General features: G+C 46.3%; 24 protein-coding genes. All 24 read left to right on the forward strand.

Features of this window, described 5'->3' with window-relative positions; all coding sequences use genetic code 11:
• The first annotated feature begins 6 nt into the window (after positions 1-6).
• Entirely contained in the window at positions 7-795 is a 789-nt protein-coding gene (gene flgG / locus N7386_RS06620; RefSeq protein WP_011716400.1) for a flagellar basal-body rod protein FlgG, read from the forward strand.
• A gap of 12 nt (positions 796-807) precedes the next feature.
• On the forward strand, positions 808-1,482 hold the full coding sequence (flgH, locus tag N7386_RS06625; protein WP_279767576.1) for a flagellar basal body L-ring protein FlgH: 675 nt from the start codon (positions 808-810) through the stop codon (positions 1,480-1,482).
• An 11-nt stretch (positions 1,483-1,493) separates the two neighbouring features.
• Positions 1,494-2,585 carry a flagellar basal body P-ring protein FlgI gene (locus N7386_RS06630; RefSeq protein WP_037420597.1) on the forward strand — a complete coding sequence of 364 codons (1,092 nt, stop codon included), beginning with the start codon at positions 1,494-1,496 and terminating at the stop codon, positions 2,583-2,585.
• 17 nt (positions 2,586-2,602) lie between these two features.
• Positions 2,603-3,757 (forward strand): flagellar assembly peptidoglycan hydrolase FlgJ, encoded by a 1,155-nt coding sequence (locus N7386_RS06635; RefSeq protein ID WP_279767578.1) that lies wholly within the window; start codon positions 2,603-2,605, stop codon positions 3,755-3,757.
• A 40-nt stretch (positions 3,758-3,797) separates the two neighbouring features.
• Positions 3,798-5,723 carry a flagellar hook-associated protein FlgK gene (gene flgK / locus N7386_RS06640; RefSeq protein ID WP_037424813.1) on the forward strand — a complete coding sequence of 642 codons (1,926 nt, stop codon included), beginning with the start codon at positions 3,798-3,800 and terminating at the stop codon, positions 5,721-5,723.
• An 11-nt stretch (positions 5,724-5,734) separates the two neighbouring features.
• Complete coding sequence (flgL, locus tag N7386_RS06645) at positions 5,735-6,946, forward strand: flagellar hook-associated protein FlgL (protein WP_011716405.1); 1,212 nt, start codon at positions 5,735-5,737, stop codon at positions 6,944-6,946.
• A 102-nt stretch (positions 6,947-7,048) separates the two neighbouring features.
• On the forward strand, positions 7,049-7,876 hold the full coding sequence (locus tag N7386_RS06650) for a flagellin (protein ID WP_279767580.1): 828 nt from the start codon (positions 7,049-7,051) through the stop codon (positions 7,874-7,876).
• A 255-nt stretch (positions 7,877-8,131) separates the two neighbouring features.
• A complete protein-coding gene (locus tag N7386_RS06655; protein WP_279767583.1) occupies positions 8,132-8,956 on the forward strand; it encodes a flagellin in 825 nt (274 codons plus the stop codon).
• A gap of 138 nt (positions 8,957-9,094) precedes the next feature.
• Complete coding sequence (locus N7386_RS06660) at positions 9,095-9,481, forward strand: flagellar protein FlaG (protein WP_218677680.1); 387 nt, start codon at positions 9,095-9,097, stop codon at positions 9,479-9,481.
• Positions 9,482-9,525: 44 nt separating this feature from the next.
• Positions 9,526-10,896: a flagellar filament capping protein FliD gene (fliD, locus tag N7386_RS06665; RefSeq protein ID WP_279767586.1), complete on the forward strand. Its 1,371-nt coding sequence runs from the start codon at positions 9,526-9,528 to the stop codon at positions 10,894-10,896.
• A gap of 18 nt (positions 10,897-10,914) precedes the next feature.
• On the forward strand, positions 10,915-11,244 hold the full coding sequence (locus N7386_RS06670) for a hypothetical protein (protein WP_037424799.1): 330 nt from the start codon (positions 10,915-10,917) through the stop codon (positions 11,242-11,244).
• Positions 11,245-11,250: 6 nt separating this feature from the next.
• On the forward strand, positions 11,251-11,661 hold the full coding sequence (gene fliS / locus N7386_RS06675) for a flagellar export chaperone FliS (RefSeq protein WP_279767589.1): 411 nt from the start codon (positions 11,251-11,253) through the stop codon (positions 11,659-11,661).
• Positions 11,662-11,958: 297 nt separating this feature from the next.
• The gene (locus N7386_RS06680; protein ID WP_279767590.1) at positions 11,959-13,392 is read left to right on the forward strand and encodes a sigma-54 dependent transcriptional regulator; all 1,434 of its coding nucleotides are present in this window, start codon (positions 11,959-11,961) and stop codon (positions 13,390-13,392) included.
• Positions 13,393-13,500: 108 nt separating this feature from the next.
• Positions 13,501-14,583 (forward strand): ATP-binding protein, encoded by a 1,083-nt coding sequence (locus tag N7386_RS06685; protein WP_055647457.1) that lies wholly within the window; start codon positions 13,501-13,503, stop codon positions 14,581-14,583.
• Complete coding sequence (locus N7386_RS06690; protein WP_279767593.1) at positions 14,576-15,916, forward strand: sigma-54 dependent transcriptional regulator; 1,341 nt, start codon at positions 14,576-14,578, stop codon at positions 15,914-15,916. Before N7386_RS06685 ends, N7386_RS06690 begins: the two co-directional genes overlap by 8 nt.
• 177 nt (positions 15,917-16,093) lie before the next feature.
• Positions 16,094-16,432 carry a flagellar hook-basal body complex protein FliE gene (gene fliE, locus N7386_RS06695; protein WP_279767596.1) on the forward strand — a complete coding sequence of 113 codons (339 nt, stop codon included), beginning with the start codon at positions 16,094-16,096 and terminating at the stop codon, positions 16,430-16,432.
• A 45-nt stretch (positions 16,433-16,477) separates the two neighbouring features.
• On the forward strand, positions 16,478-18,163 hold the full coding sequence (gene fliF / locus N7386_RS06700; protein ID WP_279770989.1) for a flagellar basal-body MS-ring/collar protein FliF: 1,686 nt from the start codon (positions 16,478-16,480) through the stop codon (positions 18,161-18,163).
• The gene (fliG, locus tag N7386_RS06705; protein WP_011716417.1) at positions 18,156-19,202 is read left to right on the forward strand and encodes a flagellar motor switch protein FliG; all 1,047 of its coding nucleotides are present in this window, start codon (positions 18,156-18,158) and stop codon (positions 19,200-19,202) included. Before fliF ends, fliG begins: the two co-directional genes overlap by 8 nt.
• Positions 19,189-20,151 carry a flagellar assembly protein FliH gene (gene fliH / locus N7386_RS06710; protein WP_279767598.1) on the forward strand — a complete coding sequence of 321 codons (963 nt, stop codon included), beginning with the start codon at positions 19,189-19,191 and terminating at the stop codon, positions 20,149-20,151. The genes fliG and fliH overlap by 14 nt, the downstream gene beginning before the upstream one ends.
• A complete protein-coding gene (gene fliI, locus N7386_RS06715) occupies positions 20,120-21,457 on the forward strand; it encodes a flagellar protein export ATPase FliI (protein ID WP_011716419.1) in 1,338 nt (445 codons plus the stop codon). The genes fliH and fliI overlap by 32 nt, the downstream gene beginning before the upstream one ends.
• An 11-nt stretch (positions 21,458-21,468) precedes the next feature.
• On the forward strand, positions 21,469-21,915 hold the full coding sequence (fliJ, locus tag N7386_RS06720; protein ID WP_055647463.1) for a flagellar export protein FliJ: 447 nt from the start codon (positions 21,469-21,471) through the stop codon (positions 21,913-21,915).
• 159 nt (positions 21,916-22,074) lie between these two features.
• Positions 22,075-23,853, forward strand: coding sequence for a flagellar hook-length control protein FliK (locus N7386_RS06725; RefSeq protein ID WP_279767601.1), 1,779 nt, complete (start codon positions 22,075-22,077; stop codon positions 23,851-23,853).
• An 83-nt stretch (positions 23,854-23,936) separates the two neighbouring features.
• Entirely contained in the window at positions 23,937-24,461 is a 525-nt protein-coding gene (gene fliL, locus N7386_RS06730; RefSeq protein WP_089068187.1) for a flagellar basal body-associated protein FliL, read from the forward strand.
• Between the two features lie 40 nt (positions 24,462-24,501).
• Positions 24,502-25,533, forward strand: coding sequence for a flagellar motor switch protein FliM (fliM, locus tag N7386_RS06735; RefSeq protein WP_011716423.1), 1,032 nt, complete (start codon positions 24,502-24,504; stop codon positions 25,531-25,533).
• Positions 25,534-25,538: the final 5 nt, after the last annotated feature.

Genomic DNA, 25,538 nt, shown 5'->3' on the forward strand with positions numbered 1-25,538 from the left:
TAAATTATGCATCCAGCGTTATGGATTAGTAAAACTGGCTTAGACGCACAGCAAACCGATATTGCGGTGATTTCAAACAACGTCGCTAACGCCAGTACTGTGGGCTATAAAAAAAGCCGCGCGGTATTTGAAGACTTACTTTATCAAACTGTTAACCAAGCGGGTGGGATCAGCGCCTCTAACACTAAGTTGCCAAACGGTTTGAACATTGGTGCGGGTACCAAGGTGGTAGCCACCCAAAAAATGTTTACCCAAGGCAATATGCTGACCACGGACAACTCGCTCGATTTGATGATTGAAGGCCCAGGATTTTTCGAAGTGCAGCTCCCCGATGGGACTACGGCTTATACCCGTAATGGTCAATTTACCTTAGATGATACTGGGCAAATTGTCACACCGGGTTCGGGTTATGTGTTGCAACCTGCGATCACTATCCCTGAGGATGCAACCAGTATTACAGTCTCTGCTGAAGGGGAAGTTTCGGTAAAAACACCAGGTGCGGCGGAAAACCAGGTCGTTGGGCAGCTAAGTATGACCGACTTTATTAACCCGTCGGGTTTAGATCCTATGGGACAAAACCTATACACCGAAACTGGTGCGAGTGGTACGCCTATTCAAGGCACTGCATCACTTGATGGTATGGGAGCGATTCGTCAAGGTGCGTTAGAAACCTCTAACGTGAACGTGACCGAAGAGCTAGTTAACCTCATTGAAAGTCAGCGGATCTACGAGATGAACTCCAAAGTGATTTCGGCGGTCGATCAGATGCTGGCTTATGTGAATCAGAATCTATAGAGGCACATGATCATGGCTAGATATCTACTATTGGCTAGTACGCTCTTGCTGGCGGCATGTAGTTCAACTCCAAAGAAGCCGATTGCGGATGATCCCTTCTATGCCCCAGTTTATCCCGAAGCACCACCGACTAAAATTGCTGCAACGGGGTCGATTTACCAAGATAGCCAAGCGGCGAGTCTTTACTCGGATATTCGTGCCCATAAAGTCGGTGACATCATCACTATCGTGTTGAAGGAAGCGACTCAGGCGAAAAAGAGTGCGGGTAATCAGATCAAAAAAGGCTCTGATATGTCGCTCGATCCTATTTATGCCGGTGGTAGTAATGTGTCGATTGGCGGGGTTCCCCTCGATCTGCGTTACAAAGACAGTATGAACACTAAGCGGGAATCCGATGCCGATCAAAGCAATAGCTTAGATGGCAGTATCTCCGCCAACGTAATGCAAGTACTCAATAACGGCAACTTAGTGGTGCGTGGCGAGAAATGGATTTCCATTAATAACGGCGATGAGTTTATCCGAGTGACCGGCATAGTGCGTTCACAGGATATCAAGCCTGACAACACTATCGATTCAACCCGTATGGCCAATGCGCGTATTCAATACAGCGGTACTGGTACTTTCGCCGAAGCGCAAAAAGTGGGCTGGTTAAGCCAGTTCTTTATGAGCGATTGGTGGCCCTTCTAAGGAGTCATATCATGAAATATAAACTCATTTTGGCCGTTGTTATGTTGGCGTTTTCGATGCCAAGCCAGGCTGAACGCATTAAAGATATTGCTAATGTGCAAGGGGTACGAAATAACCAGTTAATTGGTTATGGCTTAGTAGTGGGGTTGCCTGGTACGGGTGAGAAAACCAATTACACAGAGCAAACATTCACCACCATGCTTAAAAATTTCGGCATCAATTTGCCTGAAAATTTTAGACCCAAAATCAAAAACGTGGCCGTGGTTGCTGTGCATGCCGATATGCCAGCGTTTATTAAACCAGGCCAAGAATTGGATGTGACCGTTTCAAGCCTAGGTGAAGCAAAAAGCTTACGTGGTGGGACGTTACTGCAAACCTTCCTCAAAGGGGTTGATGGCAATGTATATGCGATTGCCCAAGGCAGCTTAGTGGTAAGTGGTTTTAGTGCCGATGGTTTGGATGGTTCGAAAGTGATTCAAAACACGCCAACGGTTGGCCGTATTCCTAACGGCGCAATTGTTGAACGCAGTGTGGCTACGCCGTTTTCTACTGGCGATTATTTGACGTTTAACCTACGTCGCTCGGATTTTTCGACCGCGCAGCGTATGGCCGATGCGATTAATGATCTGCTCGGCCCTGATATGGCACGCCCATTGGATGCAACGTCGATTCAAGTCAGTGCGCCAAGGGATGTATCACAACGGGTGTCTTTTTTAGCTACGCTCGAAAATATCGAGGTGGAACCTGCTGAGGAGTCTGCCAAAGTGATTGTGAATTCGCGCACTGGCACGATAGTCGTTGGGCAGAACGTCAAGTTATTACCTGCGGCTGTGACTCATGGTGGTTTGACTGTGACGATCGCCGAAGCGACTCAGGTGTCTCAGCCAAATGCGCTAGCCAATGGCCAAACAACAGTGACCAGCAATAGCACGATAAATGCGACTGAAAGTGATCGCAGGATGTTTATGTTTAATCCCGGCACGACCTTAGATGAATTAGTGCGCGCCGTGAATTTGGTCGGTGCAGCACCTTCAGATGTACTTGCTATCCTAGAAGCATTAAAAGTGGCAGGTGCTTTGCATGGTGAGCTTATCATCATCTAATTTCTGTCGGGAAAATTATGGAAAAGCTTTCAAGTTCATCACATTTTCTTGACTTGGGCGGGCTGGATAACCTGCGCGCCCAGGCTCAGAAAGATGAAAAGGGCGCTTTGAAAAAAGTCGCCCAGCAATTTGAAGGCGTTTTTGTGCAAATGCTGATGAAGAGCATGCGTGATGCTAATGCGGTGTTTGAGTCTGACAGCCCTCTCAATAGTCAATACACCAAATTTTATGAGCAGATGCGGGATCAGCAATTATCCGTCGACTTATCGGATAAAGGTGTGCTGGGGCTGGCTGACATGATGGTGCAGCAGTTGTCTCCTGAGTCAAGCCAGCTAACACCTGCATCGGTGCTACGTAATGATGGTGGCATGAAACTAGAACATGACGCTAAAGCCTTTAATATTCCTGTTCAAGCCCCATCGATTGCTGAAGCTATAAATAGCAACACTTCAGAACAAGCCGCACAAGGTGTACCTGCATCGATAGCGCGTCCAAATGTTGAATTTGAAAAGGCCGATGGTGTCACTTCTTCCTTAGACATTGACCGACCTGAACGCTTGTTGGCGATAGATACACCTAAGCCTACCTGGTCTGAGCAACCCTTATCACCGATAGAACCTGTTATCAGCGGCCAAATATTGCCGACAGTGGCATTTAGAGAAACGCAAAAGACGCTTAAGTTTGGTAGCCGTGAAGAATTTTTAGCGACGTTATATCCCCATGCCGAAAAAGCCGCTAAAGCCCTTGGCACTAAACCCGAAGTGTTATTGGCTCAATCGGCGCTCGAGACTGGTTGGGGGCAAAAAATTGTTCGCGGAAATAACGGCACTCCTAGCCATAACTTATTCAACATTAAGGCTGATCGCCGTTGGCTTGGGGATAAGGCTAACGTGAGTACCTTGGAATTCGAGCAGGGTATTGCCGTTAGACAAAAAGCCGATTTTCGCGTTTACACTGATTTTGAACATAGTTTTAACGATTTTGTCACCTTTATTGCTGAGGGTGAGCGTTATCAAGATGCTAAAAAAGTCGCCGCTTCACCAACCCAATTTATTCGTGCATTGCAGGATGCGGGCTATGCCACCGATCCAAAATATGCTGAGAAAGTCATTAAAGTGATGCAGACAATAAGCCAAGAGCTTAAGTCGATACTGCAAGGAGAAGACAAATGATAAATCTTCATAGGTTATTAGTTCTGAGGAGTGTCGGCTAATGGCGATTGACCTATTAAATATTGCTCGTACTGGGGTGCTAGCCTCGCAGTCGCAACTTGGGGTTACCAGTAATAACATTGCCAACGCGAATACCGCAGGTTATCACAGGCAGGTGGCAACCCAGTCGACGCTAGAGTCACAACGGCTTGGTAATAGTTTTTATGGCACGGGGACTTACGTTGATGATGTAAAACGTATTTACAACGACTATGCGGCAAGAGAATTACGTATTGGACAAACAACCCTAAGTGGTGCTGAAGCGAGTTATGGCAAACTCAGTGAGCTCGACCAACTGTTTTCTCAAACCGGTAAAATGGTGCCGCAGAGCTTAAATTCTCTCTTTGCTGGAGTAAACAGTTTAGCGGATTTACCTGCTGATTTAGGTCTTCGCAGCTCAACCCTGACTGATGCTAAACAAGTGGCAAGTAGCTTGAATCAGATGCAATCGAGTCTAAATGGCCAGCTTACGCAAACCAATGACCAGATCACGGGGATGACTAAGCGCATCAACGAGATTAGTAAGGAGCTGGCTAATTTAAATCTCGAGCTGATGAAATCGCCAAATCAAGATGCCATGTTACTCGATAAGCAAGATGCACTCATTCAAGAGCTAAGCCAATATGCTCAGGTGAATGTAATTCCTCAAGAGAATGGTGCAAAAAGTATTATGTTAGGTGGTTCGGTGATGTTGGTTTCCGGTGAAATCGCCATGACGATGGATACTAAAACTGGAGATCCATTTCCCAATGAATTGCAATTGACGTCAAGTATTGGCTCACAAAGTGTTGCTGCCGATCCGAGCAAGTTAGGTGGGCAATTAGGGGCGTTGTTTGAGTACCGTGATCAAACGTTAATTCCTGCAAGCCATGAGCTTGATCAGTTGGCCCTGGGGATTGCTGATAACTTCAACAAAATGCAGCAACAAGGATTAGATCTAAATGGCCAAGTGGGAGCGAATATCTTTAGGGATATTAATGATCCTTTGATGTCATTGGGTCGTGTTGGTGGCTATTCAAACAATACTGGTAACGCAACCTTAGGCGTGAATATTGATGACACAAGCTTATTAACGGGTGGCTCATATGAGTTATCTTTTACTGCGCCGGCCTCCTATGAACTAAGGGATACAGAAACAGGGGTAATTACACCACTGACGTTAAATGGGTCGACCTTAGAAGGTGGTGCTGGATTTTCAATCGATATTAAAGCAGGGGCGATGGCTTCAGGTGATCGCTTTGTTATTCGCCCTACTGCGGGCGCCGCTAACGGCATTACCGTTGAAATGACGGATCCAAAAGGCATTGCCGCCGCTTCGCCTAAAATAACCGCTGATGCAGCGAACTCAGGTAATACCCAAGTTAAGTTGACGCAAATTACGAATCGCAGTGCAGCCAATTTTCCTATTACTGGCAGTGAATTGACGATCCAGCTCGATACCACCGCGATACCTCCAACCTATGAAGCATTTGATGCCTCCGGAACCTCCCTTGGCGCTGCCGCTCCTTATACTCCCCCAAGTATAAGTGCCTTTGGTTTTACCTTTGAAGTTGATAGTACCGCAGCCGCCAGTAATGACAGATTTACCTTTAACCTAGCCTTTGCTGAAGGCGACAACTCTAACGCCGTTGCTATGGCCAAATTGAGTGAAAGTAAAGTGATGAATGGGGGGAAGTCAACCTTAGCGGATGTATTTGAAAATACAAAAATTGACATAGGCAGTAAGACAAAAGCGGCCGAAGTGCGTGTAGGGTCTGCAGAGGCTATTTACCAACAAGCCTATGCCAGAGTAGAAAGCGAATCGGGCGTCAACTTAGATGAAGAAGCCGCCAATTTAATGCGTTTTCAACAAGCTTATCAAGCCTCAGCCCGTATCATGACTACGGCACAACAAATTTTTGACACCCTATTAACTTCAGTGCGTTAGGAGATTTAATCATGCGACTATCATCCGCGCAGATCTTTAATCAAAGCATTACGAGTGTACTGCAAAAGCAAACGGCAACTAGCAAGATCCTCGAACAGCTCAGTAGTGGCAAAAAAGTCAATACTGCAGGTGATGATCCTGTCGCGGCGCTAGGTATCGATAACCTGAATCAACGCAATGCCTTAGTCGATCAATTTATGAAGAATATTGACTACGCGACTAATCGATTAGCAGTAACTGAAAGTAAGTTGGGGAGTGCCGAAAATCTGGCATCTTCCATACGTGAACAAGTTATGCGAGCGGTAAACGGCACTCTCGCGGATTCTGAGCGGCAAATGATTGCCGATGAAATGAAAGGCAGCTTAGAAGAACTCTTATCTATTGCCAATAGTAAGGATGAATCTGGCAATTATATGTTTTCTGGCTACAGCACTGATAAAGAGCCTTTTGCTTTCGATAACTCTACACCACCCAAAATAGTTTATAGCGGTGATTCTGGCATTCGAAATAGTTTAGTGCAGTCTGGCGTTGCACTAGGAACTAATGTCCCTGGCGACACCGCTTTTATGAAAGCCCCCAATGGACTTGGCGATTATAGTGTCAATTATTTGGCCAGCCAGCAGGGCGAGTTTAGTGTTAAAACGGCGAAGATTGCTGATCCAGCAACTTATCTAGCTGATACATATACATTTAATTTTTCAGATAATGGTTCTGGTGGAACCAATTTACAAGTACTTGATTCAGCCAATAATCCAGTGGCGAACATTGCTAATTTTGATGCGGCAACCCCTGTAAGTTTTAATGGTATTGAAGTCAACATTTCTGGAAAACCCAGCGCTGGCGATAGTTTCACCATGGAGCCACAGTCTGAAGTCAGCATTTTCGATACAATCAGTCGTGCGATCGCATTAATTGAAGATCCTAATTCAGCTAACACACCTCAAGGTCGATCTCAGTTGGCACAGATATTGAATGACATCGATAGTGGTGTCAATCAGATCAGTTCTGCCAGAAGTGTGGCGGGGAATAATCTGAAAGCCGTTGAAAGCTACAAAGATACTCACATCGAGGAACAAGTGTTGAATACATCTGCTCTTTCTCTACTTGAGGATCTTGATTACGCGTCAGCGATTACGGAATTTGCAAAGCAGCAGCTTGCATTGAACGCAGTCTCTAGCGTGTTTAGTAAGGTGGGTTCTGTTTCCCTGTTTGATTATATTTAAGCGTGATATTTTGGGGTAACAACCTGAATACATAGGTAGTTTCAAGATTGGAAATGGCCAAGCTTCGAAGTCTTGGCAAGATACTTAGAAGAGGAAAAAATTATGGCTATTACAGTTAATACTAACGTGACTTCGATGAAGGCACAGAAAAATTTAAATACATCTGGTCAAGCATTAGCGACATCGATGGAACGTTTGTCTTCCGGTCTGCGTATTAACAGCGCAAAAGATGACGCTGCTGGTCTAGCAATTTCAAACCGTTTAAACAGCCAGGTTCGTGGCTTGGAAGTCGGTATGCGTAACGCAAACGATGCAATTTCTATTGCCCAAATTGCTGAAGGTGCAATGCAAGAGCAAACTAACATGTTACAGCGTATGCGTGACCTGACCATTCAAGCAGAAAACGGTGCGAACTCAACTTCTGATATTGAAGCAATTAAATCAGAAATTGATGCATTAGCCTCTGAAATCTCAGCAATCGCAAACTCTACAGCATTTGGTAACACTAAATTACTGGATGGTTCATTTTCTACTGGTAAGACATTCCAAGTGGGGCACCAGAATAAAGAGGATATTACGGTTTCTGTGTCTAAAGTGACTGCAAGTGCTCTAAAGGTGCAGGCTTCGGATGTTAAGGTTTCTACTGCAGCCCAGAGAAGTACTTCACTAACAAATATTGATGCAGCAATTAAAGCCATTGATAAGCAAAGATCAAATTTGGGGGCTATCCAGAATAGGTTGGCATATAACATTAGCAATAGCGCTAATACTCAAGCTAACGTTGCCGATGCAAAGAGCCGTATTGTGGATGTGGACTTTGCGAAAGAAACCTCAGTAATGACTAAGAATCAGGTGTTGCAACAAACGGGTTCAGCGATGCTTGCTCAAGCAAACCAATTACCGCAAGTGGCGTTGTCATTGTTGGGCTAAGCTTAAGTTAGCGTATCTTTTGTAGATTACTTTTGCCTACTTTTTCTAGCTACGATTAGAAAAATAGGCAAATTTTTTAATTGAAAAGCTTTATCTTTATGAAAAAAAAGATTTTTTATAAAGATAAAAATTTTTTAAAAATAATACTAAAGATAAAAAAAAGATGGCCGTTAAATATACTGTAACCACTAAGACCCGCCTGGCTTAAGCAGACAGGCAAGTTTAGATAAAGCCAGGTATAAAGAGGAAACGATCATGGCCATTACAGTAAACACAAACGTTACATCTTTGAAAGCACAGAAAAACCTAAATACTTCAGCAAGCGGCTTGGCCACCTCCATGGAACGTTTATCCAGTGGTCTGCGTATTAATAGCGCAAAAGATGACGCCGCTGGTTTAGCTATTTCTAACCGATTAAACAGCCAAGTGCGCGGTTTAGAAGTCGGTATGCGTAATGCCAACGATGCTATCTCTATCGCACAAATTGCTGAAGGTGCGATGCAAGAACAAACTAATATGTTGCAACGTATGCGTGATCTGACTATTCAGTCTGAAAACGGTTCAAATTCTACATCCGATCTTGAAGCGATAAAATCAGAGCTGGACGCGCTTGCAACTGAGATTACTGCTATTGCTAATACAACAGCATTTGGTAACACTAAGTTACTGGATGGTTCATTTGCTACTGGTAAGACATTCCAAGTGGGACACCAGAATAAAGAGGATATAGCGGTTTCTGTGTCTAAAGTGACTGCAAGTGCTCTAAAGGTGCAGGCTTCGGATGTTAAGGTTTCTACTGCGGCCCAGAGAAGTACTTCACTAACAAATATTGATGCAGCAATTAAGTCAATTGATAACCAAAGGGCAAAATTAGGTGCTATACAAAACCGTTTAGCTTACAACATCAGCAATAGTGCTAATACGCAAGCTAACGTTGCCGATGCGAAGAGCCGTATTGTGGATGTTGACTTTGCTAAAGAAACGTCACAAATGACGAAGAACCAAGTGTTACAACAAACGGGTTCTGCGATGTTGGCCCAAGCTAACCAATTACCTCAAGTAGCCTTATCACTGTTGTAATAACATACTGAAGTGAAATGGTTTTAAGGGAGGTTCGGCGACGGATCTCCCTTTGCTACATAAATGGTGATTAAACTTTATGATGTATTTGTTTGAACAATTGATGAAAACAAATGCTCAATATAGTGAGGAATGGCTATGGATATCCATATAGCAAATTCATCTGCACTGGTCCAAAATAGAGTTGAGCTAGCTCAATTGCCGCCAAAAACATCGGTTTCAGATGTGGTATTGAAACGTGATTCAGGCGTATCCGCGATTGAAGAGGCAATGGAGCAAGATGCTACGAATAACGAGCAGAATCTAGATAAGCTTACCCAAGTTGCCGCCGAACTTTCTGATATGATGTCTATGATGCGTAAAGGGCTTGCATTTAAAGTTGATGAAAACTCAGGGCAAGCGGTAGTGACTGTTTTGGATAGAGACACTGGTGATGTCATCAGACAGATGCCGAGCGAGGAAGCGCTGAAATTAGCGGAAAAACTGTCTGAAGTGACTGGGCTTTTGATGAAAACAGAGGCTTAAAATTCACACAATTTTATATATCCGTTGATAGGTAAGAGGTTTATATGGCATTAACAGCGACAGGTATTGGTTCAGGGTTAGATGTTGATAACATTGTAAAAGTATTAGTGGATGCTGAAAAAGCTCCTAAAGAAGCAATGTTTAAAGCACAAGAAGACAGCATTAAAGCTGAGGTTTCTGCTATGGGAACCTTAAAAAGCGCACTGACGACATTTCAGGATGCCGTAAAAAAATTACAAACCGGTGAGGCTTTAAATCAACGCAAAATATCCGTTAGTAATAGTACATATTTAACTGCAACTGCTGATAAAACAGCTCAAACAGGTAGTTATGCTATTAAAGTTGAACAGCTCGCTGTCAATCATAAAATTGCTGGAACGAATGTAACTGATCCTGCATTAGGTGTCGGTGAGGGGAGTCTAGCTTTTGGGGTCAATGGTAATAATTTTTCCGTGGACGTATCGGCAACGGATTCTCTTGATGCGATAGCGAAAAAAGTCAATGAAGCACCCGATAATGTCGGTGTCACTGCCACCGTTATAACCAGTGACGCCGGAAGTCGATTAGTTTTTAGTTCCGATAAATCTGGCGAAGATAACCAAATCAGCATCACGGCTACAGATACCACAGGCTCTGGCCTTAGCAATATGTTTGATGCAATGAATACCACAACGCTTCAAGATGCAAAAAATGCTGTCCTCTACATTGATAATCAAAAAGTCACCTCGCAAACTAATGAAGTTAAGAATGCGATTACAGGTGTGACTTTACAGTTAACAGATGCTGATCTTACTAAAACCACTTCACTCAAAATAGAACAAGATAACGATGCAGTTAAAACAAACGTTAAGGCATTTGTTGATGCCTACAATAGCTTAGTTACAACGGTCGATGAGCTGTCATCCTACGATCAAGATACAAATACTGCAGCGGCATTGCAGGGCGACTCGATGATCCGTTCGATTGAATCACAACTCCGTCGTATTGCGAGCGAACGAGTGCCTACCGAAGATGGTGGTTCTATAGCTTTGTATGATATAGGTATCACAACAGATAGATATGGTAAGTTATCTATTGATGATACTAAGCTTGATAAAGTGCTTTCTGAGGATATGTCTAGTGTTGAAGCTCTCTTTGCTACACCAGAAAAAGGCTTAGCTAATCGGTTTTACGATGTTTCTGAAAGCTATGTTAAATCCCGAGGCGTGATTGCAGATAGAGAGACAAGTTATACTAATCAGCAAAGTAGGTTAGCAGAACAAAGAGAAGCTTTTACTCTTAAAATGGACCAGAAAACTGCCCGTTTAACAAAACAGTTTAATGCAATGGATCTTGTCGTAGGACAACTTAACCAGCAGAGTAGTGGTTTACAAGCTAGTTTAAACTCGCTTCCTGGAGCAGTTAAAAAGAGTTAGTAAGTAAGGAAACGTCTAGTGAAACAACTTAATGAACTTAATGAACTTAATATAACGCTCAGCGACACATTGAATCAGTTAACTCGCATCCCCGCAGAATATCCTCAAACTGACGAGTTGGTGTCAAATTTGCAGGTACTCGTTGGAGAGCGTCAACTTTTACTCAATGTATTAGTGGCTGATGCTAGCATGACGGACGCTGATTATCTTCAGTGTCAGCTTGACCTCACTAAAGAGTTCACTATTAAGGCAAATCACATCATGGCGGACAGGCAAGCATTATTACATGCGGGCAGTAAGAATAAGCGCAAGATCAGTGTTTACGAGACTATAGATTCAAATAGGTAGGTGTTTATGAGAGGATCGCTGCAATCATATCGTAAGGTTTCGTTAGAAAGTGAGATCACTGTAGCTTCACCACATCGCATTATTCAGCTGATGTTTGCAGGGGCATTACAACGCTTGGCTCAGAGCCGTTACGCTATCGAACAAAATGATTTAGTCAATAAGGGTATTTATATCAGTAAGGCTATTGGAATTATTACAGGATTGAGTAATAGTTTAAATATGGATGCCGGTGGGCAAATAGCAAAGAATTTAAGCGAGCTCTATGATTTCATGCTGCGCAAAATTTCAGAAGCTAACTTGAATAATGATGTGAAAGCAATAGATGATGTGTGCGATATTTTACGAACCATCAAAGAAGGGTGGGATGCCATCCCTGCCGATAAGCATAATATGTCTTCCCATTCTGACGCGAGTTAAGGTAATTTAGGACACGGGTCAAGGGCCATAAAAAAAGCGCACAGAGTGCGCTTTTTTTATGGCGAATGTCAATAAATTGACTCTTGTAACTAGAATCATGGCATAAATGAACTAAAATCAACTCAGATTGGCATAAAGCGCATCTGAGGCTTGCTTCTCGACTGCTGATAATACAATATTCATCACAGTAGTGATGGTGGCACAGATTGTTACATTGAATTTGTTAAGCTTTTACAGCAACTAATCATAAAATAATTAATGCAAATTAATACATATTAGAGCTTTACGGCCTACTGAATGATGCAAACAGATCAACGAATTTTACTTGTCGGAACCCCATCAGAGCGCTTAAGTCGCCTGTGCTGCATTTTTGAATTTTTGGGTGAGCAGATTGAAATCGTCGCCATCGAAAAGTTAAGTATTTGTCTGCAAGATACTCGGTTCCGCGCTTTAGTGGTCAGTGCTGATAATATGCCTGCTGATGCACTCAAGTCACTTGCGAGTCAGTACCCATGGCAACCCATTTTGTTATTTGGCAATGTAGATGATCTGCAAGTGTCGAATGTACTGGGTCACATTGAAGAGCCATTAAACTACCCACAACTAACCGAACTCCTGCATTTTTGTCAGGTTTATGGGCAAGTCAAACGTCCACAAGTCCCAACCAGTGCAAATCAAACCAAACTGTTTCGTAGCTTAGTGGGTCGTAGTGAAGGCATTGCCAATGTGCGTCACTTGATTAGCCAAGTCGCCACCTCTGATGCCACTGTATTAGTCCTGGGTCAGTCGGGGACGGGTAAGGAAGTGGTTGCTCGGAACATTCATTATTTATCTGAGCGCCGAGATGGTCCTTTTATTCCGGTTAACTGTGGCGCGATTCCGCCTGAGTTATTGGAGAGTGAATTATTTGGCCATGAAAAGGGCTCTTTTACTGGGGCAATTAGTTCTCGTAAGGGCCGTTTCGAACTGGCCGAAGGTGGCACGCTGTTTCTCGATGAAATTGGCGACATGCCTTTGCAGATGCAGGTAAAATTGCTGCGCGTGTTGCAAGAACGTGTCTTTGAGCGTGTTGGGGGAACTAAAACGATTAATGCTGATGTACGTGTCGTAGCGGCAACCCATAGGGATCTTGAAACTATGATCAGCAGCAATGAGTTCCGTGAAGATCTTTATTACCGCCTTAACGTCTTCCCGATCGAAATGCCAGCATTAAGTGAGCGTAAGGATGATGTTCCTTTACTGCTGCAAGAGTTAGTGAGTCGTGTCTATAACGAGGGACGTGGCAAAGTTCGTTTTACTCAGCGTGCTATTGAATCGTTAAAAGAACATGCTTGGTCAGGTAACGTTCGAGAATTATCTAACTTAGTTGAGCGCCTCACAATCTTGTATCCAGGTGGCTTAGTTGATGTTAACGATCTGCCTGTTAAATATCGCCACATTGATGTGCCAGAATACTGTGTTGAAATGAGTGAAGAGCAACAGGAGCGTGATGCGCTCGCTTCGATTTTCACCAGCGAAGAGCCAGTTGAAATTCCTGAAACGCGTTTCCCCAGTGAGTTACCACCTGAAGGCGTTAACCTCAAGGATCTGCTGGCAGAGCTTGAAATCGATATGATTCGCCAGGCGTTAGAGCAGCAGGATAACGTGGTTGCGCGTGCTGCAGAAATGCTCGGTATTCGCCGTACTACCTTGGTTGAGAAAATGCGTAAGTACGGAATGACGAAAGAATAGTCATTTTGATGTTATTTATCTTATTGTTTTATCTATCTAAATTCATTTCCTAATTTGGCATAGAATCTGCAAACACTCCGTCATAAGCAATTTTTTGACGGAGTGACTATGTCTGCTCACCCACTAGCGCAAATCGAGACATTCAAGCACACTAGCAAACAATGGAACCAACTGCGTGAGGCCGCCAATATGTCCAATCGGATGGAGCATATTTTACAGGCTATGCCCTCTGGCGTGGTGATTTTGAACGGTGATGGTATTGTCACCGATGCAAACCCCGTAGCCGTCGAATTGCTGGAGCAGTCGTTATGCGGCGCCCGCTGGATTGATGTGATCCATACGGCGTTTGCGCCACAGGACGATGATGGCCATGAAGTCTCATTACGCAATGGCCGCCGAGTCAAATTTGCGATTACCCCATTAACGCCGGAACCTGGCCAATTAATTGTGCTGACGGATCTGACCGAAACTCGTCTACTGCAAAAGAATCTTTCCCATCTGCAGCGTTTATCCGCGCTCGGTAAGATGGTGGCGACATTGGCCCATCAAGTCCGTACGCCACTCTCTGCTGCCTTGTTGTATGCATCTAACTTAGCTAGCCCTAAATTATCAGACTCTGCCAAGGTTAAGTTTCAACAGAAACTGGTTGATAGGCTTAATGAGTTGGAAAGACAAGTTAACGATATGCTGTTGATGGCAAAAGGCCGTCAAGATGAGCTTGGTGAATTAGTTTCCCTGAGTGATGTGATAGCCAACGTAATGGGAAACTGTGATCCTATTGCGGAACAGCAAGGTTGCAAACTTTCTTTTACTAATACTTCGAGTGGATTATTGCTCGCAAATTCAAGCGCGCTAAGCTCAGCAATTAATAATCTCGTCATCAACAGTCTCGAAGCTGGAGCGAGTCAGATCCGTATCCTTGCCACAGAGTCAAGGGATCAATTAATGCTAGAGGTTATTGATAACGGTAGAGGTTTAGATGCGAAGATGCAGCAGAAAGTGATGGAACCCTTTTTCACAACCAAAGCTCAAGGGACAGGACTTGGATTAGCCGTTGTGCAATCCGTTGTGCGTAATCATGGCGGCCAACTGCAATTAAGCTGTATGCCCAATAAAGGTTGTACTGTTTCGCTTACTTTCCCGCAGGCTAAATCTGCTACTGTATTGCCGCTGGAGAAACCCTATGTCTGAAGCCAAATTACTCTTAGTCGAAGACGATGCATCCTTACGCGAGGCGTTGCTGGACACCTTAATGTTGGCGCAATACGACTGTATCGATGTAGCCTCCGGCGAAGAAGCCATTATCGCCTTAAAGCAACATCAGTTTGATTTAGTGATCAGCGATGTGCAGATGCAGGGTATTGGCGGTTTAGGCTTATTAAATTACTTACAGCAGCATCACCCCAAGCTGCCAGTGTTGCTGATGACGGCGTATGCCACCATTGGTAGTGCGGTCAGTGCAATTAAATTGGGCGCCGTCGATTATTTGGCTAAACCCTTTGCTCCAGAGGTGTTGCTCAACCAAGTTTCCCGCTATTTACCGCTCAAACAAAATAGTGATAAGCCAGTGGTTGCCGACGAAAAGAGTCTCGCGCTCTTGTCTCTGGCGCAGCGTGTGGCCGCATCCGATGCCTCTGTGATGATCCTTGGGCCAAGCGGCTCGGGTAAAGAAGTGTTAGCCCGTTATATTCATCAACATAGCAGCCGTGCCGACCAAGCATTTGTGGCCATTAACTGTGCCGCCATCCCCGAGAATATGCTCGAGGCGACCTTATTTGGTTATGAAAAGGGCGCTTTTACCGGTGCTTATCAGGCGTGTCCTGGTAAATTTGAGCAGGCGCAGGGCGGCACCTTATTACTCGATGAAATTTCAGAGATGGATTTGGGACTTCAGGCCAAACTGCTGCGTGTGCTGCAAGAGCGTGAAGTGGAGCGTTTAGGCGGTCGCAAAACAATTAAGTTAGATGTTCGGGTGCTTGCCACCTCTAATCGCGATTTAAAGGCCGTCGTTGCCGCGGGGCAATTCCGGGAAGATCTCTATTATCGCATCAACGTGTTTCCACTGACCTGGCCAGCTTTGAATCAACGCCCTGCGGATATTTTGCCCTTAGCTCGGCATTTGCTAGCCAAGCACGCGAAGGCGCTCAATGTGCTTGATTTGCCTGAGTTTGATGAGGCAGCTTGTCGTCGTTTACTCAGCCACCGCTGGCCGGGGAACGTGCGCGAGTTGGATAACGTTGTTCAACGTGCGTTAATTTTACGTGCTGGAGCTGTGATTAGCGCCAACGATATTATTATCGATGCCCAAGATGTGCCTCTGTCATCCGATGAAGCTGAATACACCAATGAACCTGAAGGTTTAGGTGAAGAGTTGAAGGCGCAGGAGCATGTGATCATTATCGAAACCCTAGCGCAATGCCAAGGTAGCCGTAAGTTGGTTGCCGAGAAACTCGGGATCAGTGCGCGCACCTTAAGATACAAGATGGCCAGAATGCGCGATATGGGGATTCAATTGCCCAACTAAATTGGTTTTTGCAACCTAACTTGCACCTTTGCCACTGGGTTACCCTGTGGCAATTTCATATTTGACGATTCCCTCAATTCTTTTTAGCACGGCTAAGTGAAAACTTGGCCGTGCTTTTGCATATCCTGTTTATCTAGAGAGTTTAATCGTCAATAACTCGACGATGGGGAGCACGACATGCAAATTGGCGCGAATTCATTACTGCAAGAAATGCAGTCACTTCAAGGTGAAATCAAACCTTCTTTTGGGATTTCACCCAATAACATTGTGCAGCAAGTGAATAACACCAGCGGTGCTGACTTTGGACAACTTCTCTCTCAAGCCATTGGTAATGTCAGTGGCTTGCAGTCAACCTCATCGAATCTCACGACTAGGCTCGAAATGGGTGACACCACTGTGAGCCTTTCTGATACAGTTATCGCCCGCGAAAAGGCCAGTGTTGCCTTTGAAGCCACAGTCCAAGTGCGCAATAAGCTCGTTGAAGCTTATAAAGAAATAATGAGCATGCCTGTTTAGGCCAGTGAATAACGCAATTAGCAGGTACGAATCGTGAGCACAGAAATGATTGTCGGATCAAACGCCGGCGCAGTGGACCAAGGGGTCCAACAGGAAAATAAATCCGGCGTGCTGGGGAGTCTCGGTGGCGTCGATATGATGCGTCAAATCACCATGATTTTAGCCCTTGCCATTTGTTTGGCATTAGCGGTGTTCGTCATGATCTGGGCACAGGAACCAGAGTATCGTCCATTGGGTAAAATGGAGACTCAGGAAATGGTGCAAGTGCTCGACGTACTCGATAAAAACAAGATCAAATATCAAATCGATGTCGACGTTGTTAAAGTACCAGAAGATAAATACCAAGAAGTCAAAATGATGCTTAGCCGTGCAGGGGTTAATAGTCCTGCTGCATCGACCCAAGACTTTCTTACCCAAGACAGTGGTTTTGGCGTGAGCCAACGCATGGAGCAGGCTCGTCTCAAGCATAGCCAAGAAGAAAACCTCGCCCGCGCAATCGAACAATTACAAAGTGTTAGCCGCGCTAAAGTGATTTTAGCGTTACCTAAGGAAAACGTGTTTGCCCGCAATACCGCGCAACCAAGTGCGACCGTTGTGATTAACACTCGTCGTGGCGGTTTAGGCCAAGGAGAGGTCGATGCGATTGTGGATATCGTCGCTTCTGCCGTTCAGGGCCTAGAGCCATCTCGCGTTACCGTCACAGATTCTAACGGCCGTTTACTGAACTCTGGCAGCCAAGATGGCATCTCTGCCAGGGCGCGCCGCGAGCTTGAGTTGGTTCAACAAAAAGAAGCCGAATACCGAACCAAGATTGATTCGATTCTCTCGCCCATCCTTGGCCCAGATAATTTCACCTCCCAAGTGGATGTGAGCATGGATTTCACCGCGGTTGAGCAAACCGCTAAACGTTTTAACCCTGACTTACCGTCGCTGCGTAGCGAAATGACGGTTGAGAATAATTCGACAGGCGGTTCAACTGGCGGTATTCCTGGCGCGTTGTCGAACCAACCTCCGATGGAGTCAAATATTCCTCAGGATGCGACCAAGGCGACAGAAAGCGTGACGGCAGGTAACTCGCACCGCGAAGCGACCCGTAATTTTGAGTTAGATACCACCATCAGCCATACCCGTCAGCAAATTGGCGTAGTGCGCCGCGTCAGTGTGTCAGTAGCCGTGGACTTTAAACCGGGCGCTGCGGGTGAAAATGGTCAAGTGGCGCGCGTTGCCCGCACTGAGCAAGAGCTCACCAATATCCGCCGTTTACTGGAAGGCGCGGTAGGCTTTAGCGCGCAGCGTGGTGATGTTTTAGAGGTGGTCACTGTTCCCTTTATGGATCAATTGGTTGAAGATGTACCTGCGCCTGAGCTTTGGGAACAGCCTTGGTTCTGGCGTGCCGTTAAGTTAGGTATCGGTGCCTTAGTTATCTTAGTGCTGATCCTTGCTGTGGTGCGCCCAATGCTGAAACGCTTAATCTACCCAGACAGTGTGAACATGCCTGAAGATTCAAGATTGGGTAATGAGCTGGCCGAGATTGAGGATCAATACGCTGCCGACACCTTAGGGATGCTCAATACCAAAGAAGCAGAGTATAGTTATGCCGACGATGGCTCAATTCTTATCCCTAATCTGCATAAAGATGATGATATGATTAAAGCTATCCGTGCGCTTGTGGCCAATGAGCCCGAGCTTTCAACCCAAGTCGTGAAAAACTGGTTACAAGACAATGGCTGAGAATAAATCAAAAGACGCCGCTGAAACCTCAAGTTTCAATATTAAGGATCTCAGTGGCATCGAAAAAACGGCGATTTTACTGTTAAGTTTGAGTGAAGCCGATGCCGCCTCTATTTTAAAGCACTTAGAACCTAAACAAGTGCAAAAGGTCGGTATGGCGATGGCGGCCATGGAAGACTTTGGGCAGGAAAAAGTCATCGGAGTGCATAAGCTGTTTCTCGATGATATTCAAAAGTATTCTTCTATTGGCTTTAACAGCGAAGAGTTCGTCCGTAAGGCGTTAACCGCGGCTCTAGGTGAAGACAAAGCCGGTAATTTGATTGAACAAATTATCATGGGCAGCGGCGCCAAAGGTTTGGACTCGCTTAAATGGATGGATGCGCGCCAAGTCGCGACTATCATCCAAAACGAACATCCACAGATCCAAACCATTGTTTTATCGTATTTAGAGCCAGATCAAGCGGCGGAAATTTTCGGCCAGTTCCCAGAGAATACCCGCTTAGACTTAATGATGCGTATTGCTAACCTTGAAGAAGTGCAACCTGCGGCATTGCAGGAATTAAACGACATCATGGAGAAACAATTCGCCGGTCAAGGCGGCGCGCAAGCAGCGAAGATGGGCGGCCTAAAGGCGGCGGCCAACATTATGAACTACCTCGATACGGGTGTCGAAAGTCAGTTGATGGAAACCATGCGCGAAACCGATGAGGAAATGGCGCAGCAAATCCAAGACTTAATGTTCGTATTCGAAAACCTGATCGATGTGGACGACCGTGGTATCCAAACCTTGCTGCGTGAAGTGCAGCAGGATGTATTGATGAAGGCGCTGAAAGGCGCAGATGATCAGCTCAAAGACAAAATATTGGGCAATATGTCGAAACGGGCTGCCGAATTGCTGCGTGACGATTTAGAGGCCATGGGCCCAATCCGGATCAGCGAAGTGGAAATCGCCCAAAAAGAAATTCTGTCAATTGCGCGTCGATTAAGTGACAGCGGTGAAATCATGTTAGGCGGCGGTGGCGGCGATGAGTTCCTCTAATCGGAGTGACAATAGCGACAATAAATTGTCCCATCGGGTGGTGAGCGACTCGGAGATCGAGTTCAGCCATTGGCAATTACCCGATGTGACCCAAACCGAAGAGGTGAGTATTTCAAACCTCTTTGGTTATTCGCCGCAGCAAGCGCCGAAGGCGGTGGCCGCCGAAACCATTGCGCCACCCACCATGGCGGAAATTGAAGATATTCGCGCTCAAGCCGAAGAAGAAGGTTTTAACGAAGGTAAGACGCAAGGTTATGCCGAAGGACTGGAGCAGGGCAGACTCGAAGGTTTAGAGCAAGGCCATACCGAGGGCCTAGCCCAAGGTCATGAGCAAGGGCTTGAGGCTGGGCTTGCTGAAGCCAAGGCATTAGTCAGCCGCTTCGAAGGACTGTTAAGCCAATTTGAAAAGCCATTGCAATTACTCGATGGCGATATTGAACATTCCTTAATGACACTCACTATGGCGCTGGCCAAATCTGTGATTGGTCATGAACTTAAAACTCATCCAGAACAAATCCTGTCGGCGCTACGTTTAGGGGTCGAATCTCTGCCAATCAAGGAGCAAAGCGTCAGTATTCGCATGCATCCCGATGATGTTGCCTTGGTGGAGCAGCTATATTCCAGTACCCAATTGAACCGTAATCAGTGGCAGTTAGAGGCCGATCCCAGCTTAAATTCTGGGGATTGTATTATCAGCAGCCAACGCTCGCTGGTGGACTTAACCCTGTCCTCGCGCATCGATGCGGTGTTTGAGTCCTTACGTAATCAACAGTCCCATTTGAGTCACCAGCAGCAACAGCACCAAGCGGTTCTCGATGAGGAAAACGCTGCAAAACGGGGATCGAGTTCAGAGCTAGGTGACGAGGCGCAGAGCACCGAGTCCCTGAGTACAGAGTCGCAAGCTGATGGAGAGCAAGATGCAAAATCGCCGCCATCAACTGCTGAATAAATTGAATCATTGCATCGATAAAGTCCCGCCGTTTCGAGCCGTCGCCAGTGGTCAACTGGTGCGTGTGGTAGGTTTAACCTTAGAGGCGAGTGGTTGCCGTGCGCCCGTGGGTAGCCTGTGCTCTATCGAAACCATGGCAGGAGAGTTGATTGCCGAAGTCGTCGGTTTTGACGATGAACTGCTGTACCTTATGCCGATTGAGGAATTACGCGGCGTGTTACCCGGCGCTCGTGTCGTCCCACTCGGTGAGCAGGCGGGGCTGAGTGTGGGCTTATCCCTATTGGGACGTGTGCTCGATGGTAACGGTGTGCCATTAGACGGTCTTGGCGCGTTATCGACCGAACAGCAGGCGCCAAGGCACAGTAACGCCATCAACCCACTTTCTCGCCGAGCGATCACCGAACCACTCGATGTGGGTGTGCGCGCCATCAATGCCATGCTAACCGTTGGTAAGGGTCAACGCATGGGCCTATTTGCGGGCTCGGGTGTGGGCAAGAGTGTGCTGTTAGGGATGATGACCCGGGGCACGACAGCTGACATCATTGTGGTGGGGCTGGTGGGTGAACGTGGCCGTGAAGTAAAAGAATTTATTGAAGAAATCCTCGGTGAAAAGGGCAGAGCACGCTCTGTTGTGGTGGCGGCGCCCGCCGATACCTCGCCGCTGATGCGCCTTCGCGCCTGTGAAACCTCGACTCGTATCGCTGAGTATTTTCGTGATTTAGGCTATAACGTATTGTTATTAATGGATAGTCTGACTCGTTACGCCCAAGCGCAGCGTGAGATTGCTCTGGCCGTAGGTGAACCTCCGGCGACTAAAGGTTATCCACCTTCGGTATTTGCTAAATTGCCGCGTTTGGTTGAGCGGGCGGGTAATGGCGGGCCCGGACAAGGTTCTATCACCGCATTTTATACTGTGCTGACCGAGGGCGACGATCAACAGGATCCGATTGCCGATGCTTCTCGGGCTATCCTCGATGGCCATATTGTGCTTTCACGCTCGCTGGCGGATTCTGGGCATTATCCTGCAATCGATATTGAGGCTTCGATCAGCCGTGTGGCCCCAATGGTGATTTCGAACGAGCACTTAGAAGCCATGCGCCGCGTCAAGCAGACTTATTCCCTCTACCAACAGAATAAGGATCTGATTTCGATTGGTGCCTATGCCCAAGGCAGCGATCCGCGAATCGATAACGCTATACGCCTGCAACCTGCGATGAATGCCTTCTTACGGCAGACCATGCGTGATGCCTTTAGTTTTGCCGATAGCCAAGTCATGCTTGGGCAACTCGCGGCGCAATGTAAATAATCGAGACTGTTATGGCGAATGCCGATCCCCTCTTACTGGTGTTGAAATTAGCCCTCGATGCAGAGGAGCAGGCCGCACTGCTGCTAAAGTCGGCGCAACTAGAGTGCCAAAAGCGCCAAAATCAGTTGGATGCACTCAACAATTATCGCTTGGACTATATGAAGCAGATGCAGTCCCAGCAGGGCCAAGCCATTAGCGCTAGCCATTATCACCAATTCCATCGTTTTATTCGGCAAATCGATGAGGCCATTGCCCAGCAAAATCGTGTGGTCGCCGATGGTGAGAAGCAGAAAAACTATCGTCAGCAACATTGGCTTGACAAGCAAAAGAAACGCAAGGCGGTTGAACTGCTCTTGGATAATAAAGAGAAAAAACGCCAAGCTCTTGAGTTGAAAAAAGAGCAAAAGATGACCGATGAATTTGCCTCTCAGCAGTTTTTTCGCCGCAATAAACCCTAACCCAAGCTCGCCATTGTGCGTATAAGCTGTTTCTTCTAAATGTAACCCTCACTTATTGGCACTTTATTTGCTTGCTTTACACCAGAGATGGCTATAGCCGCATAAATTGACGTTTGCCCACACGTTTTTATGTCTTCGGGTGAATGTTTAGGAGCTGATATGCAACAAATGAACAATATCCTATTAGCGTCAAGCGCGAAAAATAGCGCTAGCTCAAGTAAAGCATTGACTCAAGATACTAATAGTGAAGACTTTTCTGCAGCGTTGGCTTCAGTCACATCCGTATCTTCCCCCTCGACTAAAACCTCTGTGTCTCAGGATGTGGCCGTCAAATCTGCCAAAGCGGAAGCCAGCACTGATGATACCAAAACTGATGATGAAGCCGATATCAACTTGATTTTCGCCCAGATTGGTATGGCAAATGAGATGAAGAAAGCGGCAGCGCCGGGCGAGTCTTTGCCGCTTGAGGCTGATATCACGGCAACGGATGATGCCGATGCCGACTCATCCTCGTTATTAGTCGATGATCAATCTCAGACCGACAGCTCTATTGTTGACGGTACTTTTTCCGATGAAATGGCTAAGTTCGCTCAGTCCACTAACACTGGCCTTGGCGATAACAAACTGAAGGTTAGTACTGAATCAGAAGACTCTGGGGCTGTCGCTCCAAAGGTGGCCGGACAAAATACTGCGCAAGCCGCCGCACAGTTATTACAACAGCAAGCCTCACAACAGAACGCCGTTGATGCTGAAAGTGTAGAACAACCGATTCAAGCTGCTGATGTCACTGATACTGAGAGTGTAGAGCCACAGATTCCAGCTGCTGATGTCGATGCTTTGGTTGCGGCCGTAACTGTTGCGGAAGCGGATAGTCAAGGCACCTCTGTTGATGAGCCGCATTTGATTGATGATGCAGCGTTACTTACAGGTCTGCGCAGCGAAAAGTTCGTTAAACCGCCCGAAAATCATATTTTACCCATTGAGGGTGAGCCCGTATTAGGGGGAAAAGAGCTTGGTACCGCAGAAATTGGCGCTAAGGCGATAAATGTGTCGACGCAGCCAGCAGATAAAGCTCTTGCACCCCAAGGTATGGGATCCCAAGTCATTGATAATCAAACACCAATCAAAGCGGCCAATGCCTCTGCGAGTGATGTATTAACGACGAATGCGGCAACAGCCGCGAATACTAACGATCTTAATACCTTAGGCACTAATGCGGCGGCTAATGTATCAGGTACCGCAGCCATCGATCCGAATCTTACTGCCGACAACCCATCCCGCGCCGAGATTTCAGCAGGCTTTTTGCTAAAAGACGCTAAGTTAGCGGTTACTCTCGATGCGCAGCAAGATAGCCAAGTTGCTGCTTTAAGTTCTGGCAGTGAAGAGGCGGGCAGCGAGTTTAAGCCTGTGGAATTTAAAGCGGTATCTTCACTGCATTCTTTGGCAACGCCGGCAACCCAGCGTCAAGATATTCCTCAAGTGCAGCTTTCCTTGCGCCAAGGTGTAGAAACTCAAAACCAAATGCAGGAGATGATCCAGCGGTTCTCGCCTGTGATGAAGCAGCAATTAGTGACTATGGTGAGTCAAGGGATCCAACAGGCGGAAATCCGTTTAGATCCGCCAGAACTTGGACATATGTTGGTTAAAGTACAAGTACATGGCGACCAGACACAAGTGCAGTTCCATGTCACACAATCACAAACCCGCGATGTTGTAGAGCAAGCCATTCCTCGCCTACGTGAATTATTACAGGAGCAGGGCATGCAATTGGCCGACAGTCATGTTTCTCAAGGGGACCAAGGTCAACGCCGCGAGGGGGGATTTGGTGAAGCGGGTGGTTCGAGCGGTGGAAATGTGGATGATTTCTCGGCAGAAGAGCTAGATTTAGGTTTAAATCAAGTAACTAGTTTAAATTCAGGTATAGATTATTACGCTTAAGAAGGTAACCTATAGCAATAAAGCGGATTATGCGCCAAGCCCTGATCCCATTCCCGAATTTAGCCAATTAAAGAGTATAGAAAATGGCCAAGGAAGAATCATTAGAACTTGAAAGCACCGAAGCGCCTAAGAGTAAGAAGAAGTTTATTTTTATCGGTGCGGGCGTGTTTGCAGCCCTGTTGATTGGGGGCGCCCTGTGGTTTTTCCTCGGTAGCAGTGATGAGGCACCCGAAGTCGCCGCCGAAGGTGCTACAGCAACGGAGGCGACCTCTCCTGCCGCCGATGCGGCTATGGCGGCCTATGTGCCAATGCCACGGCCCTTTTTATTTAACCTCCCAGGGCCTGACCGTGCTCGTCTCGTTGAAATTAAAGTACAACTGATGGTCAGAGGCCAAGACGATGATGTGTTGACCCAAAAGCATATTCCGTTGATTGAAGATGCGCTGTTAACCACCTTTAGTGGCGCCGATGTGCAAAAGTTAAGTACACAGGCGGGTAAAGATGAATTACGGCAATTAGCACTGCTGAGCGTACAAAATACCTTGCAATCTGTGACCGGACGTAAAGTGGTTGAGAAAGTGCTCTTCACCGGTTTTGTTATGCAATAACCTTTTATCTTCAGCACCTTAAAGAGGCGAAGACAATACTGTGAGTGATTTATTAAGCCAAGACGAAATTGATGCGCTCTTACACGGAGTCGATGACGTCGAAGAGGATAATGAGCTTGATGCCGCGGGGCTAGAAGCTCGCTCCTACGACTTTTCCTCCCAAGACCGTATTGTGCGTGGCCGTATGCCCACGCTCGAGATTGTGAATGAGCGTTTTGCCCGTCACCTGCGGATCAGCATGTTCAACATGATGCGTCGTGCGGCCGAAGTGTCGATTAACGGCGTGCAAATGTTGAAATTTGGTGAGTACGTACACACCTTGTTCGTCCCGACTAGCTTGAATATGGTGCGTTTCCATCCCTTAAAAGGCACGGCACTGATCACCATGGAAGCGCGTTTAGTGTTTATTCTGGTGGACAACTTTTTTGGCGGCGATGGCCGTTTCCATGCCAAGATTGAAGGGCGGGAATTTACCCCAACTGAACGTCGCATCGTGCAGTTATTGCTTAAGATTATCTTTGAAGATTATAAAGATGCTTGGGCGCCAGTGATGGATGTCGAGTTTGATTATTTAGACTCCGAAGTAAACCCCGCGATGGCCAACATCGTCAGCCCCACTGAAGTGGTGGTGATTAACTCCTTCCACATCGAAGTGGATGGCGGTGGCGGTGACTTCCATATCACTATGCCTTATTCGATGATTGAACCTATCCGTGAACTACTCGATGCGGGTGTGCAGAGTGATAAACAAGACACCGACATGCGTTGGTCACAGGCGCTGCATGACGAGATTATGGATGTGAAAGTCGGATTTGATGCCAGTGTGGTTGAACATGAGCTCACACTCAAAGATGTCATGAACTTCAAGGCAGGGGACATTATTCCGATCGAGCTGCCTGAATACATTATGATGAAAATCGAAGACTTACCGACGTATCGCTGTAAAATGGGGCGTTCACGCGATAATCTAGCACTTAAAATTTACGAAAAAATCCCACGTCCTGAAACGGTCAAATCCGAACTGCAATTAGTGACACGTAAAGGCAAAGCCAGAGACATATCCGAATTATAAAGGTG

The sequence above is a fragment of the Shewanella sp. GD04112 genome (assembly GCF_029835735.1).
Classification (GTDB): domain Bacteria; phylum Pseudomonadota; class Gammaproteobacteria; order Enterobacterales; family Shewanellaceae; genus Shewanella.

Excerpts from the sequence above, each read along its gene's own strand:
- flgG (WP_011716400.1), top strand. The coding sequence starts at position 7 with ATGCATCCAGCGTTATGGATTAGTAAAACTGGCTTAGACGCACAGCAA.
- flgH (WP_279767576.1), top strand. The coding sequence starts at position 808 with ATGGCTAGATATCTACTATTGGCTAGTACGCTCTTGCTGGCGGCATGT.
- N7386_RS06630 (WP_037420597.1), top strand. The coding sequence starts at position 1,494 with ATGAAATATAAACTCATTTTGGCCGTTGTTATGTTGGCGTTTTCGATG.
- N7386_RS06635 (WP_279767578.1), top strand. The coding sequence starts at position 2,603 with ATGGAAAAGCTTTCAAGTTCATCACATTTTCTTGACTTGGGCGGGCTG.
- flgK (WP_037424813.1), top strand. The coding sequence starts at position 3,798 with ATGGCGATTGACCTATTAAATATTGCTCGTACTGGGGTGCTAGCCTCG.
- flgL (WP_011716405.1), top strand. The coding sequence starts at position 5,735 with ATGCGACTATCATCCGCGCAGATCTTTAATCAAAGCATTACGAGTGTA.
- N7386_RS06650 (WP_279767580.1), top strand. The coding sequence starts at position 7,049 with ATGGCTATTACAGTTAATACTAACGTGACTTCGATGAAGGCACAGAAA.
- N7386_RS06655 (WP_279767583.1), top strand. The coding sequence starts at position 8,132 with ATGGCCATTACAGTAAACACAAACGTTACATCTTTGAAAGCACAGAAA.
- N7386_RS06660 (WP_218677680.1), top strand. The coding sequence starts at position 9,095 with ATGGATATCCATATAGCAAATTCATCTGCACTGGTCCAAAATAGAGTT.
- fliD (WP_279767586.1), top strand. The coding sequence starts at position 9,526 with ATGGCATTAACAGCGACAGGTATTGGTTCAGGGTTAGATGTTGATAAC.
- fliS (WP_279767589.1), top strand. The coding sequence starts at position 11,251 with ATGAGAGGATCGCTGCAATCATATCGTAAGGTTTCGTTAGAAAGTGAG.
- N7386_RS06680 (WP_279767590.1), top strand. The coding sequence starts at position 11,959 with ATGATGCAAACAGATCAACGAATTTTACTTGTCGGAACCCCATCAGAG.
- N7386_RS06685 (WP_055647457.1), top strand. The coding sequence starts at position 13,501 with ATGTCTGCTCACCCACTAGCGCAAATCGAGACATTCAAGCACACTAGC.
- N7386_RS06690 (WP_279767593.1), top strand. The coding sequence starts at position 14,576 with ATGTCTGAAGCCAAATTACTCTTAGTCGAAGACGATGCATCCTTACGC.
- fliE (WP_279767596.1), top strand. The coding sequence starts at position 16,094 with ATGCAAATTGGCGCGAATTCATTACTGCAAGAAATGCAGTCACTTCAA.
- fliF (WP_279770989.1), top strand. The coding sequence starts at position 16,478 with ATGATTGTCGGATCAAACGCCGGCGCAGTGGACCAAGGGGTCCAACAG.
- fliG (WP_011716417.1), top strand. The coding sequence starts at position 18,156 with ATGGCTGAGAATAAATCAAAAGACGCCGCTGAAACCTCAAGTTTCAAT.
- fliH (WP_279767598.1), top strand. The coding sequence starts at position 19,189 with ATGAGTTCCTCTAATCGGAGTGACAATAGCGACAATAAATTGTCCCAT.
- fliI (WP_011716419.1), top strand. The coding sequence starts at position 20,120 with ATGCAAAATCGCCGCCATCAACTGCTGAATAAATTGAATCATTGCATC.
- fliJ (WP_055647463.1), top strand. The coding sequence starts at position 21,469 with ATGGCGAATGCCGATCCCCTCTTACTGGTGTTGAAATTAGCCCTCGAT.
- N7386_RS06725 (WP_279767601.1), top strand. The coding sequence starts at position 22,075 with ATGCAACAAATGAACAATATCCTATTAGCGTCAAGCGCGAAAAATAGC.
- fliL (WP_089068187.1), top strand. The coding sequence starts at position 23,937 with ATGGCCAAGGAAGAATCATTAGAACTTGAAAGCACCGAAGCGCCTAAG.